This is a genomic window from Cohnella sp. LGH (assembly GCF_017671885.1).
GTDB classification, from domain to species: Bacteria; Bacillota; Bacilli; order Paenibacillales; family Paenibacillaceae; genus Cohnella; species Cohnella phaseoli.
Genome location: NZ_CP072117.1, coordinates 3,004,678 through 3,019,166 on the forward strand (window position 1 = coordinate 3,004,678; position 14,489 = coordinate 3,019,166).

At 48.6% G+C, this 14,489-nt stretch carries 17 protein-coding genes and 1 pseudogene; 16 read left to right on the forward strand and 2 right to left on the reverse strand.

Going from position 1 to position 14,489, the window contains the following annotated elements; all coding sequences use genetic code 11:
- Positions 1-82: 82 nt before the first annotated feature.
- The 9 genes from J4772_RS12660 (at position 83) to J4772_RS12700 (ending at position 7,329) form a co-directional block, all read left to right on the forward strand.
- Positions 83-673 (forward strand): YdeI/OmpD-associated family protein, encoded by a 591-nt coding sequence (locus J4772_RS12660; RefSeq protein ID WP_209075471.1) that lies wholly within the window; start codon positions 83-85, stop codon positions 671-673.
- A 146-nt stretch (positions 674-819) separates the two neighbouring features.
- Positions 820-1,467 carry a hypothetical protein gene (locus tag J4772_RS12665; RefSeq protein ID WP_209075472.1) on the forward strand — a complete coding sequence of 216 codons (648 nt, stop codon included), beginning with the start codon at positions 820-822 and terminating at the stop codon, positions 1,465-1,467.
- Positions 1,468-1,680: 213 nt separating this feature from the next.
- Complete coding sequence (locus J4772_RS12670; RefSeq protein ID WP_116061185.1) at positions 1,681-1,905, forward strand: glutaredoxin family protein; 225 nt, start codon at positions 1,681-1,683, stop codon at positions 1,903-1,905.
- A complete protein-coding gene (gene nrdI, locus J4772_RS12675) occupies positions 1,902-2,297 on the forward strand; it encodes a class Ib ribonucleoside-diphosphate reductase assembly flavoprotein NrdI (protein ID WP_116061186.1) in 396 nt (131 codons plus the stop codon). The genes J4772_RS12670 and nrdI overlap by 4 nt, the downstream gene beginning before the upstream one ends.
- A complete protein-coding gene (gene nrdE, locus J4772_RS12680; protein ID WP_116061187.1) occupies positions 2,272-4,365 on the forward strand; it encodes a class 1b ribonucleoside-diphosphate reductase subunit alpha in 2,094 nt (697 codons plus the stop codon). Before nrdI ends, nrdE begins: the two co-directional genes overlap by 26 nt.
- Positions 4,353-5,318: a class 1b ribonucleoside-diphosphate reductase subunit beta gene (nrdF, locus tag J4772_RS12685; protein ID WP_181917681.1), complete on the forward strand. Its 966-nt coding sequence runs from the start codon at positions 4,353-4,355 to the stop codon at positions 5,316-5,318. Before nrdE ends, nrdF begins: the two co-directional genes overlap by 13 nt.
- A 145-nt stretch (positions 5,319-5,463) precedes the next feature.
- Positions 5,464-6,318 (forward strand): ABC transporter ATP-binding protein, encoded by an 855-nt coding sequence (locus tag J4772_RS12690; RefSeq protein ID WP_209075473.1) that lies wholly within the window; start codon positions 5,464-5,466, stop codon positions 6,316-6,318.
- Entirely contained in the window at positions 6,311-6,967 is a 657-nt protein-coding gene (locus tag J4772_RS12695) for an ABC-2 transporter permease (protein ID WP_209075474.1), read from the forward strand. The genes J4772_RS12690 and J4772_RS12695 overlap by 8 nt, the downstream gene beginning before the upstream one ends.
- Positions 6,964-7,329: a GntR family transcriptional regulator gene (locus J4772_RS12700; protein ID WP_209075475.1), complete on the forward strand. Its 366-nt coding sequence runs from the start codon at positions 6,964-6,966 to the stop codon at positions 7,327-7,329. Before J4772_RS12695 ends, J4772_RS12700 begins: the two co-directional genes overlap by 4 nt.
- A 236-nt stretch (positions 7,330-7,565) precedes the next feature.
- On the opposite strand, the gene J4772_RS12705 is transcribed toward J4772_RS12700, so the two are convergent.
- A complete protein-coding gene (locus J4772_RS12705; protein WP_247741079.1) occupies positions 7,566-8,909 on the reverse strand; it encodes a lytic polysaccharide monooxygenase in 1,344 nt (447 codons plus the stop codon).
- A 302-nt stretch (positions 8,910-9,211) separates the two neighbouring features.
- On the opposite strand from J4772_RS12705, the gene J4772_RS12710 reads away from it, so the two are divergent.
- Complete coding sequence (locus J4772_RS12710; protein ID WP_209075477.1) at positions 9,212-10,414, forward strand: MFS transporter; 1,203 nt, start codon at positions 9,212-9,214, stop codon at positions 10,412-10,414.
- 39 nt (positions 10,415-10,453) lie between these two features.
- Positions 10,454-10,564, forward strand: a pseudogene (locus J4772_RS36980) (glycosyltransferase); the annotation flags it as partial.
- A gap of 55 nt (positions 10,565-10,619) precedes the next feature.
- Here the strand turns inward: J4772_RS36980 and J4772_RS12715 are convergent.
- Positions 10,620-11,378, reverse strand: coding sequence for an EcsC family protein (locus tag J4772_RS12715; RefSeq protein ID WP_209075478.1), 759 nt, complete (start codon positions 11,376-11,378; stop codon positions 10,620-10,622).
- A gap of 222 nt (positions 11,379-11,600) precedes the next feature.
- Here J4772_RS12715 and J4772_RS12720 point away from each other — a divergent pair, with 222 nt between their 5' ends.
- From J4772_RS12720 to J4772_RS12740, 5 genes are all read left to right on the forward strand, one after another.
- On the forward strand, positions 11,601-12,113 hold the full coding sequence (locus J4772_RS12720; protein WP_209075479.1) for a DUF3231 family protein: 513 nt from the start codon (positions 11,601-11,603) through the stop codon (positions 12,111-12,113).
- A 151-nt stretch (positions 12,114-12,264) separates the two neighbouring features.
- Positions 12,265-12,681: a MerR family transcriptional regulator gene (locus J4772_RS12725; RefSeq protein ID WP_209075480.1), complete on the forward strand. Its 417-nt coding sequence runs from the start codon at positions 12,265-12,267 to the stop codon at positions 12,679-12,681.
- Positions 12,678-13,211 (forward strand): hypothetical protein, encoded by a 534-nt coding sequence (locus J4772_RS12730; protein ID WP_209075481.1) that lies wholly within the window; start codon positions 12,678-12,680, stop codon positions 13,209-13,211. The genes J4772_RS12725 and J4772_RS12730 overlap by 4 nt, the downstream gene beginning before the upstream one ends.
- Positions 13,212-13,235: 24 nt before the next feature.
- Positions 13,236-13,415, forward strand: coding sequence for a hypothetical protein (locus tag J4772_RS12735; protein WP_209075482.1), 180 nt, complete (start codon positions 13,236-13,238; stop codon positions 13,413-13,415).
- Positions 13,416-13,589: 174 nt separating this feature from the next.
- Positions 13,590-14,465, forward strand: a complete 876-nt coding sequence (locus J4772_RS12740) for a hypothetical protein (RefSeq protein WP_209075483.1) — start codon at positions 13,590-13,592, stop codon at positions 14,463-14,465.
- Positions 14,466-14,489: the final 24 nt, after the last annotated feature.

Genomic DNA, 14,489 nt, shown 5'->3' on the forward strand with positions numbered 1-14,489 from the left:
TATAATCTAATGGTCACCAAATGGTGTCCCATTGATCGGTCCATTCGGAGGGACAGGAAAAGACAGGGGGGGTATCTCGATTATGAAAGGTGTAAAGAACTCAAAGATTGATCCCTTCTTCAGCAAGGCTAAACAGTGGAAAGACGAATTCCAGAAGCTTAGAGAGATCGTTCTAGATTGCGAGCTCACCGAAGACTTCAAGTGGATGCATCCTTGCTACACCTATAAGAATGATAATATCGTGCTCATTCACGGATTTAAAGAGTACTGCGCGCTGCTGTTTCATAAAGGCGCCTTGTTGAAGGATCCCCATAAGATCCTCATCCAACAAACGGAGAACGTGCAGGCGGCGCGTCAGCTTCGTTTTACCAGCGTGGAACAGATCGACGAGATGCAGCTTATTATTAAGACGTATATCGATGAAGCGATCGAGGTCGAAAAGGCCGGGCTGCAGGTCGAATTTAAAAAGAATACGGAATATGCCATTCCCGAAGAATTACAAAATAAATTCGTTGAAATTCCCGATCTGAAAGTCGCTTTCGAAGCGCTGACGCCGGGACGCCAAAGAGGGTACTTGCTTTATTTTTCGGGAGCCAAGCAGTCCAAAACTCGGGAATCCAGAATCGAAAAGTACTTGCCGCACATTCTCGATGGCAAAGGGATGGACGATTAGCCCCATTTTCACGGAATTCGCCAAAAATGAACTCCGCGCTGTCGCGGAGTTTTTTTATATGGAGCGTCGCTCGAGACTATGATAGGATATATATTGCCCATGTGGGAGCGATAGTTTCATAGAAAACGTAAAGCGAGGTCCGCCAGATGAGAAACACGGTCTCGACGTGTCTTCTGGGAATTGGCGTATTTTTATTTGCCGCCGGCTTTATTACAGGAATCGTTGCAGCGCAGGAGGGTGACGGAGGATTTCGGTTTATCGTCGCTTTATACTGGTGGCTATCGGCGATTATCGCGGGCTTTTTCTTTATCGGCTTGTCTGAAATCGTCCATCTCTTGCAAAGGATACTGGACAAAAGTGCCGCACCGTCGTCTGCGTCAGCGGAATCCTTGAAGCGTGAAGGAGAAATCAGCAGCGAAATAACTGGAACTAACGGAACGGCTGCATCTCGCGAAAAAACAGCCGCCACTTCGAACGCTTCTGAAGCTCAGCCGCCAAGTGAAGCGTCGGATGGGAAGATCAAGGATTTAACCCTTGTCCTCGATGGCGAACGCTTCAAAGGCCAGCTTTGGATCACCGCCTCCGAAGTCCAAGTCGTAAAGAGGTCCGCGTTCCAATCCGAGTCCGAAGCGCAGATCGTTAAGGTGATTAACAAGAGCGATCTTTCTTCTGATTATGAGCGGAATAAAGACTATTTTGTTTATAGTTTCAAAGAAGGAAGCCGCATTCAGAAATTAGAATTCAAAACTCATAATCTATACGATTACGAGCGAATAGTTAATATGCTAAAATAAATATCGCGCAGAAAAATCTAGATGTTGATTCAATTCAGAGATAAATGTGTCTATACATACTGTATCTTGGAATGTCGTTGCGCGTGTGCTACAATTGGTTTATTCAATTTCATAGAGTCGTTGCCGGAATTGAAGCTGCTATTCGGTAGAATACCCACGGAGACGGGGGTGTTCTTTTTCTTTGCAATATACATATCAAAGGAGACGAGAAAAATGAAGCTTTATACGAGAACGGTATGCCCGAAATGCATGTGGATCAAATCTGAACTGCAGCGCGCGGAAGTAGAGGTTGAGATCATTAACGTCGATCATGATACGGAAGCGTTCGAAAAGCTTGTCGCGGCCGGTGCGATGAGCGTTCCGGTATTGGAGGTAGACGGCGAGTTCATTTTCGATACGAACGAAATGGTTAAGCAGCTCGAGAGCCTGAGCGTATGATCGCTTTTGCGAGCCGTACAGGAAACGTGAGGTATATCGTTTCGCGGCTTCAATTGCCTGCAATCGAAATCGCCGAGGACATCAAGCTGGCGAAGCCTTTTTTGCTGTTCACCTACACGGACGGGTTTGGCGATGTGCCGCGGTCGGTGGCTCGATTTATGGAGCGGTGCGGCAAGCTTTGCCAGGGAGTAATCGTGAGCGGCAACAGCAACTTCGGCCATCGCGTATTCGGAGCGGCCGGCGACGCCCTTGCGAGACAGTGGCAGGTTCCGCTAGTCCGCAAAGTCGACATGCGAGGCTTTGCCGAAGACTACGAGGCGATCCGCCGTTATTACGAGCAATGTTTCCGGGAGGAGAGAAAGTCCGATGAAGTCTTACTTGAAGTTAAATAACGAGGTGCTTAATCAGTACAGCAGGACGGGCAAGCTCGACCTTGCGAAGGACAAAGAAGCGACGCGTCGCTACTTCCTGGAACACGTAAACGTAAAATTGCGCTATTTTATCGATACAGAAGAAAAAATCCGCTATCTCGTCGATGAAGGCTACTATGAGCCCGGCTTCCTGAAGCAATACCGGATGGAATTCATCGAGCATCTCTACGAGAAGGCGTATGCATACAAATTCCGTTTCCCTTCGTTCATGAGCGCCAGCAAGTTTTACGAGAGCTACGCGATGAAGAGCCGGGACGGCGAGGAAATTCTTGAGAAGTACGAGGATCGCATTGTGATCATCGCGCTGTACCTGGCCCAGGGAGACGAACAACTGGCCGAGCATGCGGTGGAAGCGATGATGTCGTCCTATCAGCCGGCGACGCCGACCGCCTTGAACAGCGGCAAGATGGCGCGCGGCGAGCTTGTAAGCTGCTTTAAGCTGACGATGGACGACTCGATGAACAGCATTTCCCAAAATATCGGCTATTGCCTGGAGCTTTCACGCTTGGGCGGAGGAGTCGGAGTTAACGTCACCGACCTGCGTCCGCTGGGCGATCCGATCAAGGGCATTCTCAACCGCGCAAGCGGCGTTATGCCGGTAGCCAAGCTGCTGGAAAACTCTTTCTCATACTCGAATCAGCTCGGTCAGCGGAACGGCTCCGGTGTGATTTACCTGAACGTTTTCCATGCCGACATCGAGAACTTTATTTCGGCCAAGAAGCCCAACGCCGACGACAAAATTCGGCTAGCGACGCTGTCGACGGGAATTATCGTGCCGGACATCTTCTTCGACCTGATGAAGCGCGACAAGGACATGGTGCTGTTCAGCCCGTACGATATTTACAAGGAATACGGCAAACGCATGTCCGAGATCAGCATCACCGAGATGTACTACGAGCTGTTGGACAACCCTAACATACGGAAAATCAAGCGGATCAACGCCCGCAGGCTATATACGGAAATCAAGAAAGCGCAGTTCGAATCGGGCTATCCTTTCGAAGTGTTCATCGACCATGTGAACGAAAATCATGCTTTGCGCAATATCGGCCGCGTGAAAATGTCGAACCTGTGCACAGAGATTTTGCAAGTACAGGAAACGAGCATCATTCACGATCACGGGACGGAGAACGAAATCGGCATGGACGTATCGTGCAACCTGGGATCCATCGACATTCATAACGCGACGAAGGAAGCGTCCTTCGAGCAATTGATCCAAACGTCGATGCGGCTGTTGACGAATGTGTCGAACATGACCGATATTCGCAATGTTCCGTCCGTCACAAAAGCGAACCGCAGCATGCACTCTGTTGGTCTCGGAGTGATGAACCTGCACGGACATTTGATCTCGCAAGGGCTGGAATACGGGTCGAAGGATTCCGTTCTCTTCATCGATACGTTCATGGAGGCGCTCAATTATTATTCGCTGCGCGCCTCGATGTTGATCGCCAAAGAAAGAAACGAGACGTTCTACGGCTTCGAGCAAAGCGATTACGCCAATGGAAGCTACTTTGATTCCTATGTCGTCAAAACGGTTGCGGAGCTGCCGGAGAAGGTCGCCGCAGCGCTAGGCAGCGTTCCGCAGATTACGGCGGAGATGTGGGCCGAACTGAAGGAGCAGGTCATGACGCACGGCCTGTTTAACGCTTACCGTCTGGCCATCGCGCCTACGGGAAGCATCTCCTATATTCGCAACAGTACGGCTTCGATTGCGCCTTGTACGGAGAAGGTCGAAATTCGGGACTATGCCGACAGCCGCACCATCTACCCGATGCCGTTCTTGAACGACGATAACATTTCGCTCTACAAGGAAGCTTACGAGATCGATCAATACCGCATGGTCGATTTGTATGCGGCTGCGCAGCGCCATATCGATCAAGGAATTTCGATGACGTTGTACGTGACGGATCAATGGACGACCGAGCAATTGGCGCGTCTGTACATCTATGCTTGGATGAAGGGAATCAAGACGGTGTACTATGTGCGCCAGCGTCTGCAGACCATCGAGGAGTGTGTATCGTGTTCGATCTAAAAGTGTTTGAAGCCGTCAACTGGAACCAGAGCCAGCAGGAGCTGACCAAGATCTTCTGGGATCAGCAGTGGAAGCAAATCTGGTTTCCCGAAGAAATCGCCGTCAGCAAAGATGTGAAGCAGTGGCAGGATTTCGCGCATCAGGATACGTATAAGAAGGTGTTCGGCGGCCTCACGCTGCTGGATACGATTCAGACCAATATCGGGATGAACGAGATTGCCCGCCACGCTCCGGATCTGCAGGAGAAGGCGCTCTATACGGTGTTTGCTTCGTTTGAAGCCATTCACGCGAAGTCGTACTCGTACATTTTCACCACGTTGTGCACCAACAGCGAGATCGATGCGATCTTCGAATGGGTGAAGCATAACGAATATTTGCAGTACAAGGCCAGACGGATCAGCGATGTCTATCTTGCGGTTGAAGAGGGCGATCCGGTCTCCTTGTGGAAGGCGATGTTCGCATCCGTTATGCTGGAGTCGTTCCTGTTCTATTCGGGCTTCTTCTTTCCGCTGTACTTGGGCGGGCAGGGCACGCTTCGGAACAGCGCCGAAGTAATCTCGCTGATTTTGCGGGACGAATCGATTCACGGCGTTGCGGTCGGCTATTTTGCGCAGCAGCGGTTTAAGCAATTTTCGGCCGAACAGAAGGAACAACTGACCGTATGGGCTTACGAGTATTTGTTGGACCTGTACCATAACGAGTTGAACTATACGAACGATTTGTATGCCGAAACCGGCCTAAGTCCAGACGTGAAAAGCTATGTTCGCTACAATGCGAACAAAGCGCTGATGAACATCGGCTTCGAGACGATGTTCCCGGACGAGGAAGTCAATCCGATCGTCATGAACGGTATTCGCAACGAAGGCTCGACCTACGATTTCTTCTCGCAAAAAGGCTCTACTTATGCGGTGGCGAAGGTGGCCCCGATTACGGACGATACGTTTCGTTTTTAAGAGCAGAAGATCGGCAGACGTCTTTCCCTATTGCAGGGAAAGGCGTTTTTTGTGTGCGGGCAGCACTGGAATGCAATTGACGTTACCCTCCGCTCGTGATATATTGTGCATACACAACATGCACAATTTGATAGGGAGGCACGCTATGCTGGCATTAGAAATTAGAAGCATAAATAAGAAATATGAAGGCTTTCAGCTCAAAGATGTATCGTTCCAACTGGAAAAGGGATATATTATGGGCTTTATCGGCGCCAATGGCGCGGGGAAAACAACCACGATTAAATCGATTCTGAACATGATTCATATCGATAGCGGCGAGGTCAGCATATTGGGCAAGAGCATGTCCGAGCACGAACTCGAATTGAAGCAAGACATCGGGTGCGCGTTTGGCGGCATCGATTTCTACACCCGCAGCAAAATCAAAACGTTAACTGAAGTAATTAAGAAATTTTATAAGAATTGGGACGATGGGACCTACAAAAGCTATCTGAGAAGATTCAAATTGGATGAGAACAAGAAGATTGCCGAATTGTCTACGGGGATGAAAGTAAAGTACGGCTTAGCCCTTGCCTTGTCTCATGGCGCCAAGCTGCTCGTTCTAGATGAGCCAACCAGCGGACTCGATCCGGTCGCAAGAGACGATCTGTTGGATGTTTTTCAAGAGCTTGTCGCTGGCGGAGAAATCAGCATTCTTTTTTCCACCCACATTACGTCCGATTTGGAGAAATGCGCGGATTTTATTACGTTTATCGCTAATGGCCAGATCGTCGGCAGCGCCGAGAAGAACGAATTTGTCGAGTCTTATCGCCTATTAAACGGTAGCGAAAGCCAACTGGACCAGGTGAAGGAGCGGCTGATTTCCTACAAAGTAAATTCGTTCGGCTTCACCGGGTTGATTCACTTCCGGGATTTCGTTCCCATTTCCGGAATTAAAGCCGTTACGCCAAGTCTTGAGGAAATTATGATATACTTCGCGAAAAAGGAGGATCTGCATGTATAACCTAGTCATGAAGGATTTGAAATTGGGACTAAGTCCTTTTTTCTTCTTTTTGCCCATTTTAACAGGTGCTTTAATGCTGATTCCCGGTTGGATCTATCTTCTAGTCCCCCTGTATTTTTGCTGGCTCACGATTCCGAATCTGTTTGCCGGACTTAAAGTTCAGAACGACTTGATCTTTACGACCATGATGCCCGTAACTAAGAAGGACATGGTAAAAGCAAGAGTAGCCGTTATCGTTCTTCTCGAATTATTGCATCTTGTCATTGCGATGATTTTCGGGACATTTACGCTTCGCCTGTATCCGGAAATGATCTATTATTTTTTCGCGCCGAATATGGGCTTCTGGGGAATATGCTTCGTTATGCTCGCGCTCTTTAACCTCACTTTTATACCGATATATTATAAAACAGCCTATAAGTACGGTAACGCGACGATCGCATCCATTACGGTCGCAATGTTATTTGCCTTAATCGCGCAATGGGTCGGAATCCAAAACTCCTATGTAGCTGATATCTTCGTGGGCAGCGGCATGAACGATACGGCGCTTCACGCCTCCATTTTCACTGCAGGAGTGCTTATCTTCATTGCTTCTACGATAGTTTCTTACCGAATTGGAGTCCGGCGCTTTCAGAAAGTGGAAGCCCAATGAATGTAGCGATTTCGAACACCTCCGAAAAACCGATCTACCAACAGCTTTTCGAACAAATCAGCGCCCAAATATTGAACGGCGAATTGGAGAGCGGCTACTGTCTGCCGCCGATCCGACAGGCGGCGCAAGAGCTTCGTATTAGCGTCATCACCGTTAAAAAAGCATGGGAAGAGCTGGAAAGATGCGGGCTGATTCATACGATAACGGGCAAAGGATGCTTTGTGGCGGAATTCTCGTCCGATGAGACGCGGCAAATACGCAATGAAATGATCTTAAAGCAAATGGAGAACGACGCTGCCTATTATAAATCGTTTGGCCTCACTCTGGATGAGGTTGTTGAGTTATTGAAGAAGATTTATTAGCGGGGGGACGAGGTGAGGAGTCCCAAAGGAGCTGTTCCATACTCGCTTCAAGTTGCTTTGAAAGATAATCAATAAACAAGATGCAAGGGGGATGTATCTCCCTCCGATGCTATACGCTCCTGAAATGGGAATGGGTAAACCCGTGATAAGGTGATTCAGGAGCGTATGAGGCAGGTCTCCGGGAGGTACATACCCCTTCTTTGTCTATCGATCATCGCAAGCAATTCTGCTTATAGTTAAGGAATCGCCTTCCACACAGTAGCGGCCGATGTGCCTGGTTTTTCGTTAAGCGTCCACCATTTCGCTTCATAATTGACGTTGTTGTAGGTGACTTTATCGCCCGCGACATAGACAGTTGTCGAGCTCCATGCCGGATAGGTGGTAGGCGCAGAAGGCGTTGTCACGTTCAGCGTATTGCTTGCCGCCGAAATATTGCCCGCATCGTCAACGGCTTTTACTGTGAAGGCGTACGCCGTATTGGGCGTCAAGTTCGTCACGGTATGCTGTACCGACGGTGCAGGCACCGTTGCTACGTAAGCGCCGCCATTAAAGATTTGATATTCCTTCACCCCGACATTGTCCGTCGATGCGGCCCACATCAGAGGAACAGAGGTGGAGGTGGTCGTACCCATCACATGAAGAACGGATGGGGCAGTAGGCGGTTCTAAGTCAGGCCCGATTACTGGCAGGGTTGTGAAGGTAACGGTATTGCTTGCAGTGGAAACATTGCCTGCGGCGTCGAACGCTTTAACCGTAAGGTTATAGGTCGTATTTGCCGTCAGATCGGTCAAATTCGCCACAAGCGCTCCGTTCGTTGTCGCGATTTGGTTAGAGCCGTTATAAACGCCGTAGCCGGTAACTCCGACATTGTCGGTGGAAGCTCCCCAAGATATCGTTGCCGTGGTTGTGTCGATATTGGATGCCGTAGCGTTCGATGGAGCGGAAGGAGCAATTGGATCAGGATTGTTAATAAAATTAACGTCGATGACATTGTAGAACGCATTATTGGTATCGTAGATTTCCCACACCGCTAAAATGACTTGGTATCCTGTACGGCTAGGAATGTTGCAAGTATTCGAATAAGTTCCTCCCGGCAGCGCCCCGCCGGAGTTTACGCTGCAGAATGGAGTGAGATCGAAGGAAGCGCGCGAGAGAGGAGCATTCGGGTCCCAGTCCTGCTTCGTAATATAGTATTTCCAACTGGTCGTGGCATGAGGGACTTTAATAGACCAGTTGAAGGTGTAGGACCCAGCGCTGATGTTTACTTTAGACCAGCGGGTGGCGGATTGTTGGTCGAGCTGCGTAAACCAAGTATTGGCGCTGGCAATCTTTCCGTCCGGAGGTCCTCCCGTGGGGAAGCCTTTGGGTCCTTCCAAGCTGTACGGTTCGTAGATGATTTGTCCGCAGTTCTGGTTTTGACCATTGGCGCAGAGCGCTGCCCGGCTGTTCGTTACGTTGCCGTGAGCGGCAGCTTTTTGCACAAACACCGCAGTCGACATTCCAAAAACAAGCGCGCAAAGAATACCGCTTACAAAGAAAAGCTTTACCTGCCTCAGAGAAGTCCAAGCTAAATTAAACAATCCCATTCCTCCTTTTTTCAATTCCCGACTGAACCGGAACAAAACCTCTACAAGGTTTTACACTAGAGAATGCTCACCCCCTCTAAAATTAGGACTGTTTGCTTCGCCATGTATAACATGACGTGAAAGAATATGAAACGAAGAAAAAAATTAGTACTTTAGGACTGTTATGGGACATACCAAGAAATAAAACATCATTAGAGAGCGGGGGAAATGTGTAGTAATAGCTCGTCTGTGGTAATTTTCCTCCGGCAGGCCATACTAACGAAAGCAATCGCGGAAATTGACTGGGAGGTCCCGTAATGGAATCCAAGAAGAAAAGGGACCTGGCGTCTATCGCGACGATCCCGTTGGGGATGACTCTGGCTAATTCCATGCTCATTCCGGTTATCCCGATGATGCAGAAAATATTAGGGATCAATTCGCTGCAGGCGAGCTTGATCATTACTTCGTATGCAGTGATTGCGATTTTTTTTATTCCCGTGACCGGATATCTCTCAGATCGGATAGGGAGAAAAAAGGTGATACTGCCTGGACTTCTTCTCGTCGCCGCAGCAGGGGTCCTTGCCGGCTGGGCGGCGACATTCTGCGACCATCCGTACCGTTTGATCCTATGGAGCAGATTGCTGCAAGGTCTTGGCGCAGCGGCATGCTTTCCCGTCGTTTTACCACTTGTCGGAGACCTGTTTCGCAACGAGGACGATGTTAGCAACGGGCTCGGGATCGTCGAGACGGCCAATACGTTCGGCAAAGTTCTCAGCCCGGTCTTAGGTTCGGCGTTAGCCTTGTGGGCATGGTACGTTCCTTTCTGGGCGATTCCGGCCATCAGCTTGATATCCTTCATTCTTGTTGCGGCCTGGGTGAAGGTTCCGAAGGAATCGAAACAGGCGATGCCCTTCAAGCCATTCGTCGACTCGATAAAGTCGATTTATCGCCAGAAGGGACGTTGGATTTGGGCGATTTACGCCGCGGGCGGAATCAGCATGTTCGTCCTGTTCGGCACCTTGTTCTTTTTGTCGGAAACGCTCGAGCAAAAAGGCATCGACGGGATCGGAAAAGGGGGGCTTCTTGCGATTCCTCTTGCCGGCTTATGTACGGTATCGTGGCTTGTCGGCAAATGGATTGGACAAAAAAAGCAGCTTATGAAATGGATCGGAGTTGCAGGCTTCTTGGTTGCCGCAGCCTGCTTACTCGGATTAGGACTGCTGAAAAAGGATTCGACGATCGTCATTATCGGCTTCCTATTCGCCGCATCCATCGGCCTGGGAGCAGCGCTTCCGTGCATTGACGCCTTGTTGACCGAAGGAATCGATAAGGAGCAGCGGGGAACGGTTATGTCTTTTTACAGCAGCATTCGTTTCCTTGGGGTAGCGGCCGGACCGCCGTTTACGGCTTGGATCATTTCGCGTTCGCCGTCGGTTTTTTACTTAACCCTTTTCGCATCTTGCTTTGTGGCATCGTTAGTCGCATGGTTTCTGATCAAGCCCGAACAGAGGAGCAGATGAATATGAAAGCCAAATGGTTGCTGGCGCTGTCGTTAACATGGGGACTGGAAAGCGGATATTGCAGCAACTGACAAAAACGAGACCCATATGATCCATTTTGCGGACTTCCTGACAGAGGGAATAGTTAAGCAGTTTCCCGCAAAATTTTAAGGCATTGATCACCTTCTTGTCAGAGTGAAATGGCGAGAAGGGGATTTTATTTGGTTTACGTTTTCTGAATGCTTCGTTTCTCTGCAGAGGCGTTTAATCGTCGCAAACGATAGGCGTTCGTTGCGGATTGGCCAAGCTCCTCTAGAATGGTGTAATTCGCCCAGGCTCCCGCGACAGCCCCGATCCCGGGCACCATCTGCAATAACTTGCGAAAATCGATTGCATCGCGATATTCCTTCTGGAACGTCTCCCAGTTCATATGTTCGGAGTATTCGGTTTCCGCGGACCACAATTCCTTTTCAGCATCCCAATTCTTGATCAACTTTAGCAAATTGGCGCGTTGTTCCGGACTGGAGAACGACATTTGGAAAACCTTAAGTATGAATACTCGTTCTGAGAAATGCTTCGTATCGTATCCGTAGTTATGAGCCAGTTCAAACAAGTATTTCATCTTGATCGCGATTAAGGCAGGAAAATCTACGACATTAAGCAGGATGCCGCCCGCTCCTGTGCCTGCGCCTTCGGCAACCGCGATCTTCTGATACAAGGAAAACAATTGTTTCGCTTCTTGATCGTTCAGCTCTAGATTAAGCGTGCGCTGCACAGGCCTCTGAGGGGTGTATTCCGCGCCGAATAGCGCCGTGCGCACGATCGACTTTATCGTGGTCGTAATGAGGTCTTGCGCTTTGGCAGGGATGAAATTGTTAATTCGATTACCAATCGCTTTTGAGGTTTTCTCCAGCCATCCGGGCGGCTTGAATAGTTGCTGCTCCCAAGCGGCGATTTCTGCGCGCGCTTTCTGTTCATAATTCATGGCCAATCGCTCCTCTAAAAGACTCGGCTATAGTATACCGGATAATATCGTTATGCAAAACAGACCGAAGGAGGTGAAGGGACCCGACGAAAGTCGTGGGGCGGCGTCCTAAGAGAGGCAGGCAAGGGCAGGCTCTGGACTTGTTATCCGGACCTTATGGATAATCTGGATCGAGCAGTGCCATACTACGTCGGAAAATATATACAGAAATGAGGATGGACCTTGGGAATTTTAAGCGGCAACCCGAAACACGAACCGATGCATTACGGAGAAATATTCGGCGTATGGGGAGCTTCCGCAGCGGCTAAAGGAGCAGTTTCGTGCTTCCAAATTTATCACAACCATGCTGGAGATCATGACTTAAAAGAGTTCATCTCCGATTACATCGATCAAGCCAAATCGGAGATCAAGGAATTGGATCGTCTCCTGGTTGATAATGGCATCACCCCTGCACCTGATATGGCAGAGAAACCTAGCGTGGAATTGGAGGACATTCCGGAAGGAGCACGCTTTGCGGACCAAGAGATCGCAGTCGCTCTCGGCGTGAACTTAGCCGGCGGTCTCGGGGCTTGCAGTGCGGCGATGAGTATTTGCATTAGAGAAGATATCGCAACCCTGTATTTAAAATACCATACGGAAAAAGTAGGGCTAGCCGCGAGAATGCTTAGAATGCAAAAAGATAAGGGCTGGCTAATACCGCCCCCGTTACAAATAAAAAGACCGGAGAATGACTAGAAGCAAGAAAGAAGAGCCCCGCGCGTCGGTGCTCTTCTTTTTGTTCGGTTTTTTTATTTGAATGATTATATTTTCTTGACCGGCGACTTATGTTACAGTAAACTGTACACAATACACTAAACTGTAATATATATTGATCGGAGTGTTTATTATGACGGGCTACACTGCGAAGCAGATCGCAGAGATTTTGCAGCAGGATGATCCCAAAATGAACTTACGAACGGTAAGATATTACACGCAAATCGGAATGGTGCCAGCCTTGGAGCTTCTCGGCAATAAAAGAGTATACACGAATCGGCATCTTCATTTTTTTCGAGCCATCGTCACCTTAACAAGAACCGGGGAAAGCTTAGCGTCCATACAAGAGAAGTTAATGTCGCTCATGCCGGAAGATATAGAGAAAATTGGTCGGCAGCTGTATCTGTATGATTCTAATCGGGTGCTGGAACACGAAACGCTCGCCATAAACGAGGATGTCGCAATCACGTTAAGTCCCCGAGTTTCCGCAGAATTGAAGCAAAAGGTCATTGAATCCGTTTCCCAACTCTTAAAGGAGGACACGAATTGATGCTTCGTCTGAGATTGGCTAAATCGATGATGGAGCGGGAAGAAGGGATGAATCATTTATGGATTCAACTCTTGCCTAAGGAAAATTCAACCGTTGAAAAAGCTGAAGTCCGCTTTCAGATGCCGACTGGACTTTATCGCTCTCCTAATCTAAATGGCCATGAAGAAAGCGAATCCGGCGGCATCCTCATTGATTGGGCGGCGCATAATAACGATGTGCTCCTGGAATTGTACACACAAACCGCAATTCGCTCTGATGAATCCTTCATAATAGTTACCGTAAGCTTCAAAGATAGCGAGGATCGATGGATAGAGATCAGCGAAATGATCGTCGTTCGCTTTGTTGCCGAAGAGGAGATGGAGGAGACTCTGGAGCTGGACCAACAGGTAATTAAACGTGTGAAAGAGCTAAGAAACGGTGCAGCAGAATGGCCCGATACAGATGACTTGGCGATAGCGCCTCCAAGGTCCTATGAATTAAGAAACAATAAATATGCCTATCTTGAACAATTGTACCGGGTGGATTTTTAAATAAAACGACGGGTGGGAACTGCAATGACGGATAACGAACAAACCGAATATACGGTAGAATATCAGGATCGCTACGGCGTTGTGTATTATCGGAATGTCCAAGCGACAGATATTGCCGAGGCCAAAGCAAGAATTCAACAAATGCTGCCTGACGTTACGATTCGCGCCGTTACAAATAATCCAACAATTGACGCAAATCCATGATTATTATGCAATAGCCTGTGAATAACCTCCGCAGCCGCGGGGGGTATTTGGCATGAGAAATACCCAAATAGGGGTGGGGGGTAAAAAAAGATTGATTATTTATAGGGTGGTGGGGTATTCTATGAGTGAGGAAAATAATTCGCCAAACATGACTTGAACAGGAGTGAATTTAAGATGAAGAAGAAAACGATGCTTATGTTAACGGGCGCTTTGGCTATCGGTGTGCTATCGGCTTGCGGAGGTTCAAAAGAAAACGCCCATTCGGACGGCCACGGCAGCACAAGTCATCAGGAAGAAAACTCCGCAACGCCAAGTGCGGGTCACGGCGACCACGGCGATCATGGAACGAGCGAACAATCGGCAAACTATAAAGCGTCGTTTTCGTTTTCGAAGGAATCGGTGAAAGCAAACGAAAACTCAGAACTGCATATTCAGATCACGGACTCCGACGGGGATGCAGTAAAAGAATTCGAATTAAACCATGAAAAATTGATGCATCTTATTGTCGTAAGCAAGGACCTTTCCTATTTCAACCATATCCATCCTAACGATCAGGGCGATGGTCAATTTTCAATCGGCATGTCGTTCCCAAATGGAGGAGAGTATAAGGCTTTTGCCGATTTTGTTCCGAAAGCAGGCACGAATACGACGCTCAGTCAGTGGGTAAAGGTAGAAGGTAATGCAAAGTCGCCAGAACCTGTTAAGGCTGATGCGCAGCTTACGAAAGCGATCGACGACAAAGAAATCGAGCTTACCTTAAGCAGTACGAAGGCAAATGAAGAAGTCACGCTTGTATTCAATATTTCTGACGCGCAGACAAAAGAAGGAATCCGCAATCTGGAGCAATATCTCGGCGCAGTCGGTCATGTCGTCATTTTATCGGAAGATGCGGAGCAATATCTCCATGTGCACCCCGTCGAAGAGAAGGCGACCGGTCCTAAGGCTGAATTCATGACGTCTTTCCCGAAAAGCGGCACCTATAAAATATGGGGTCAATTTCAACATCAAGGTAAGGTCTTCACTGTACCTTTCGTAGTAAACATTAGTTGATTTGATTATTCGGAATGGGAGGGC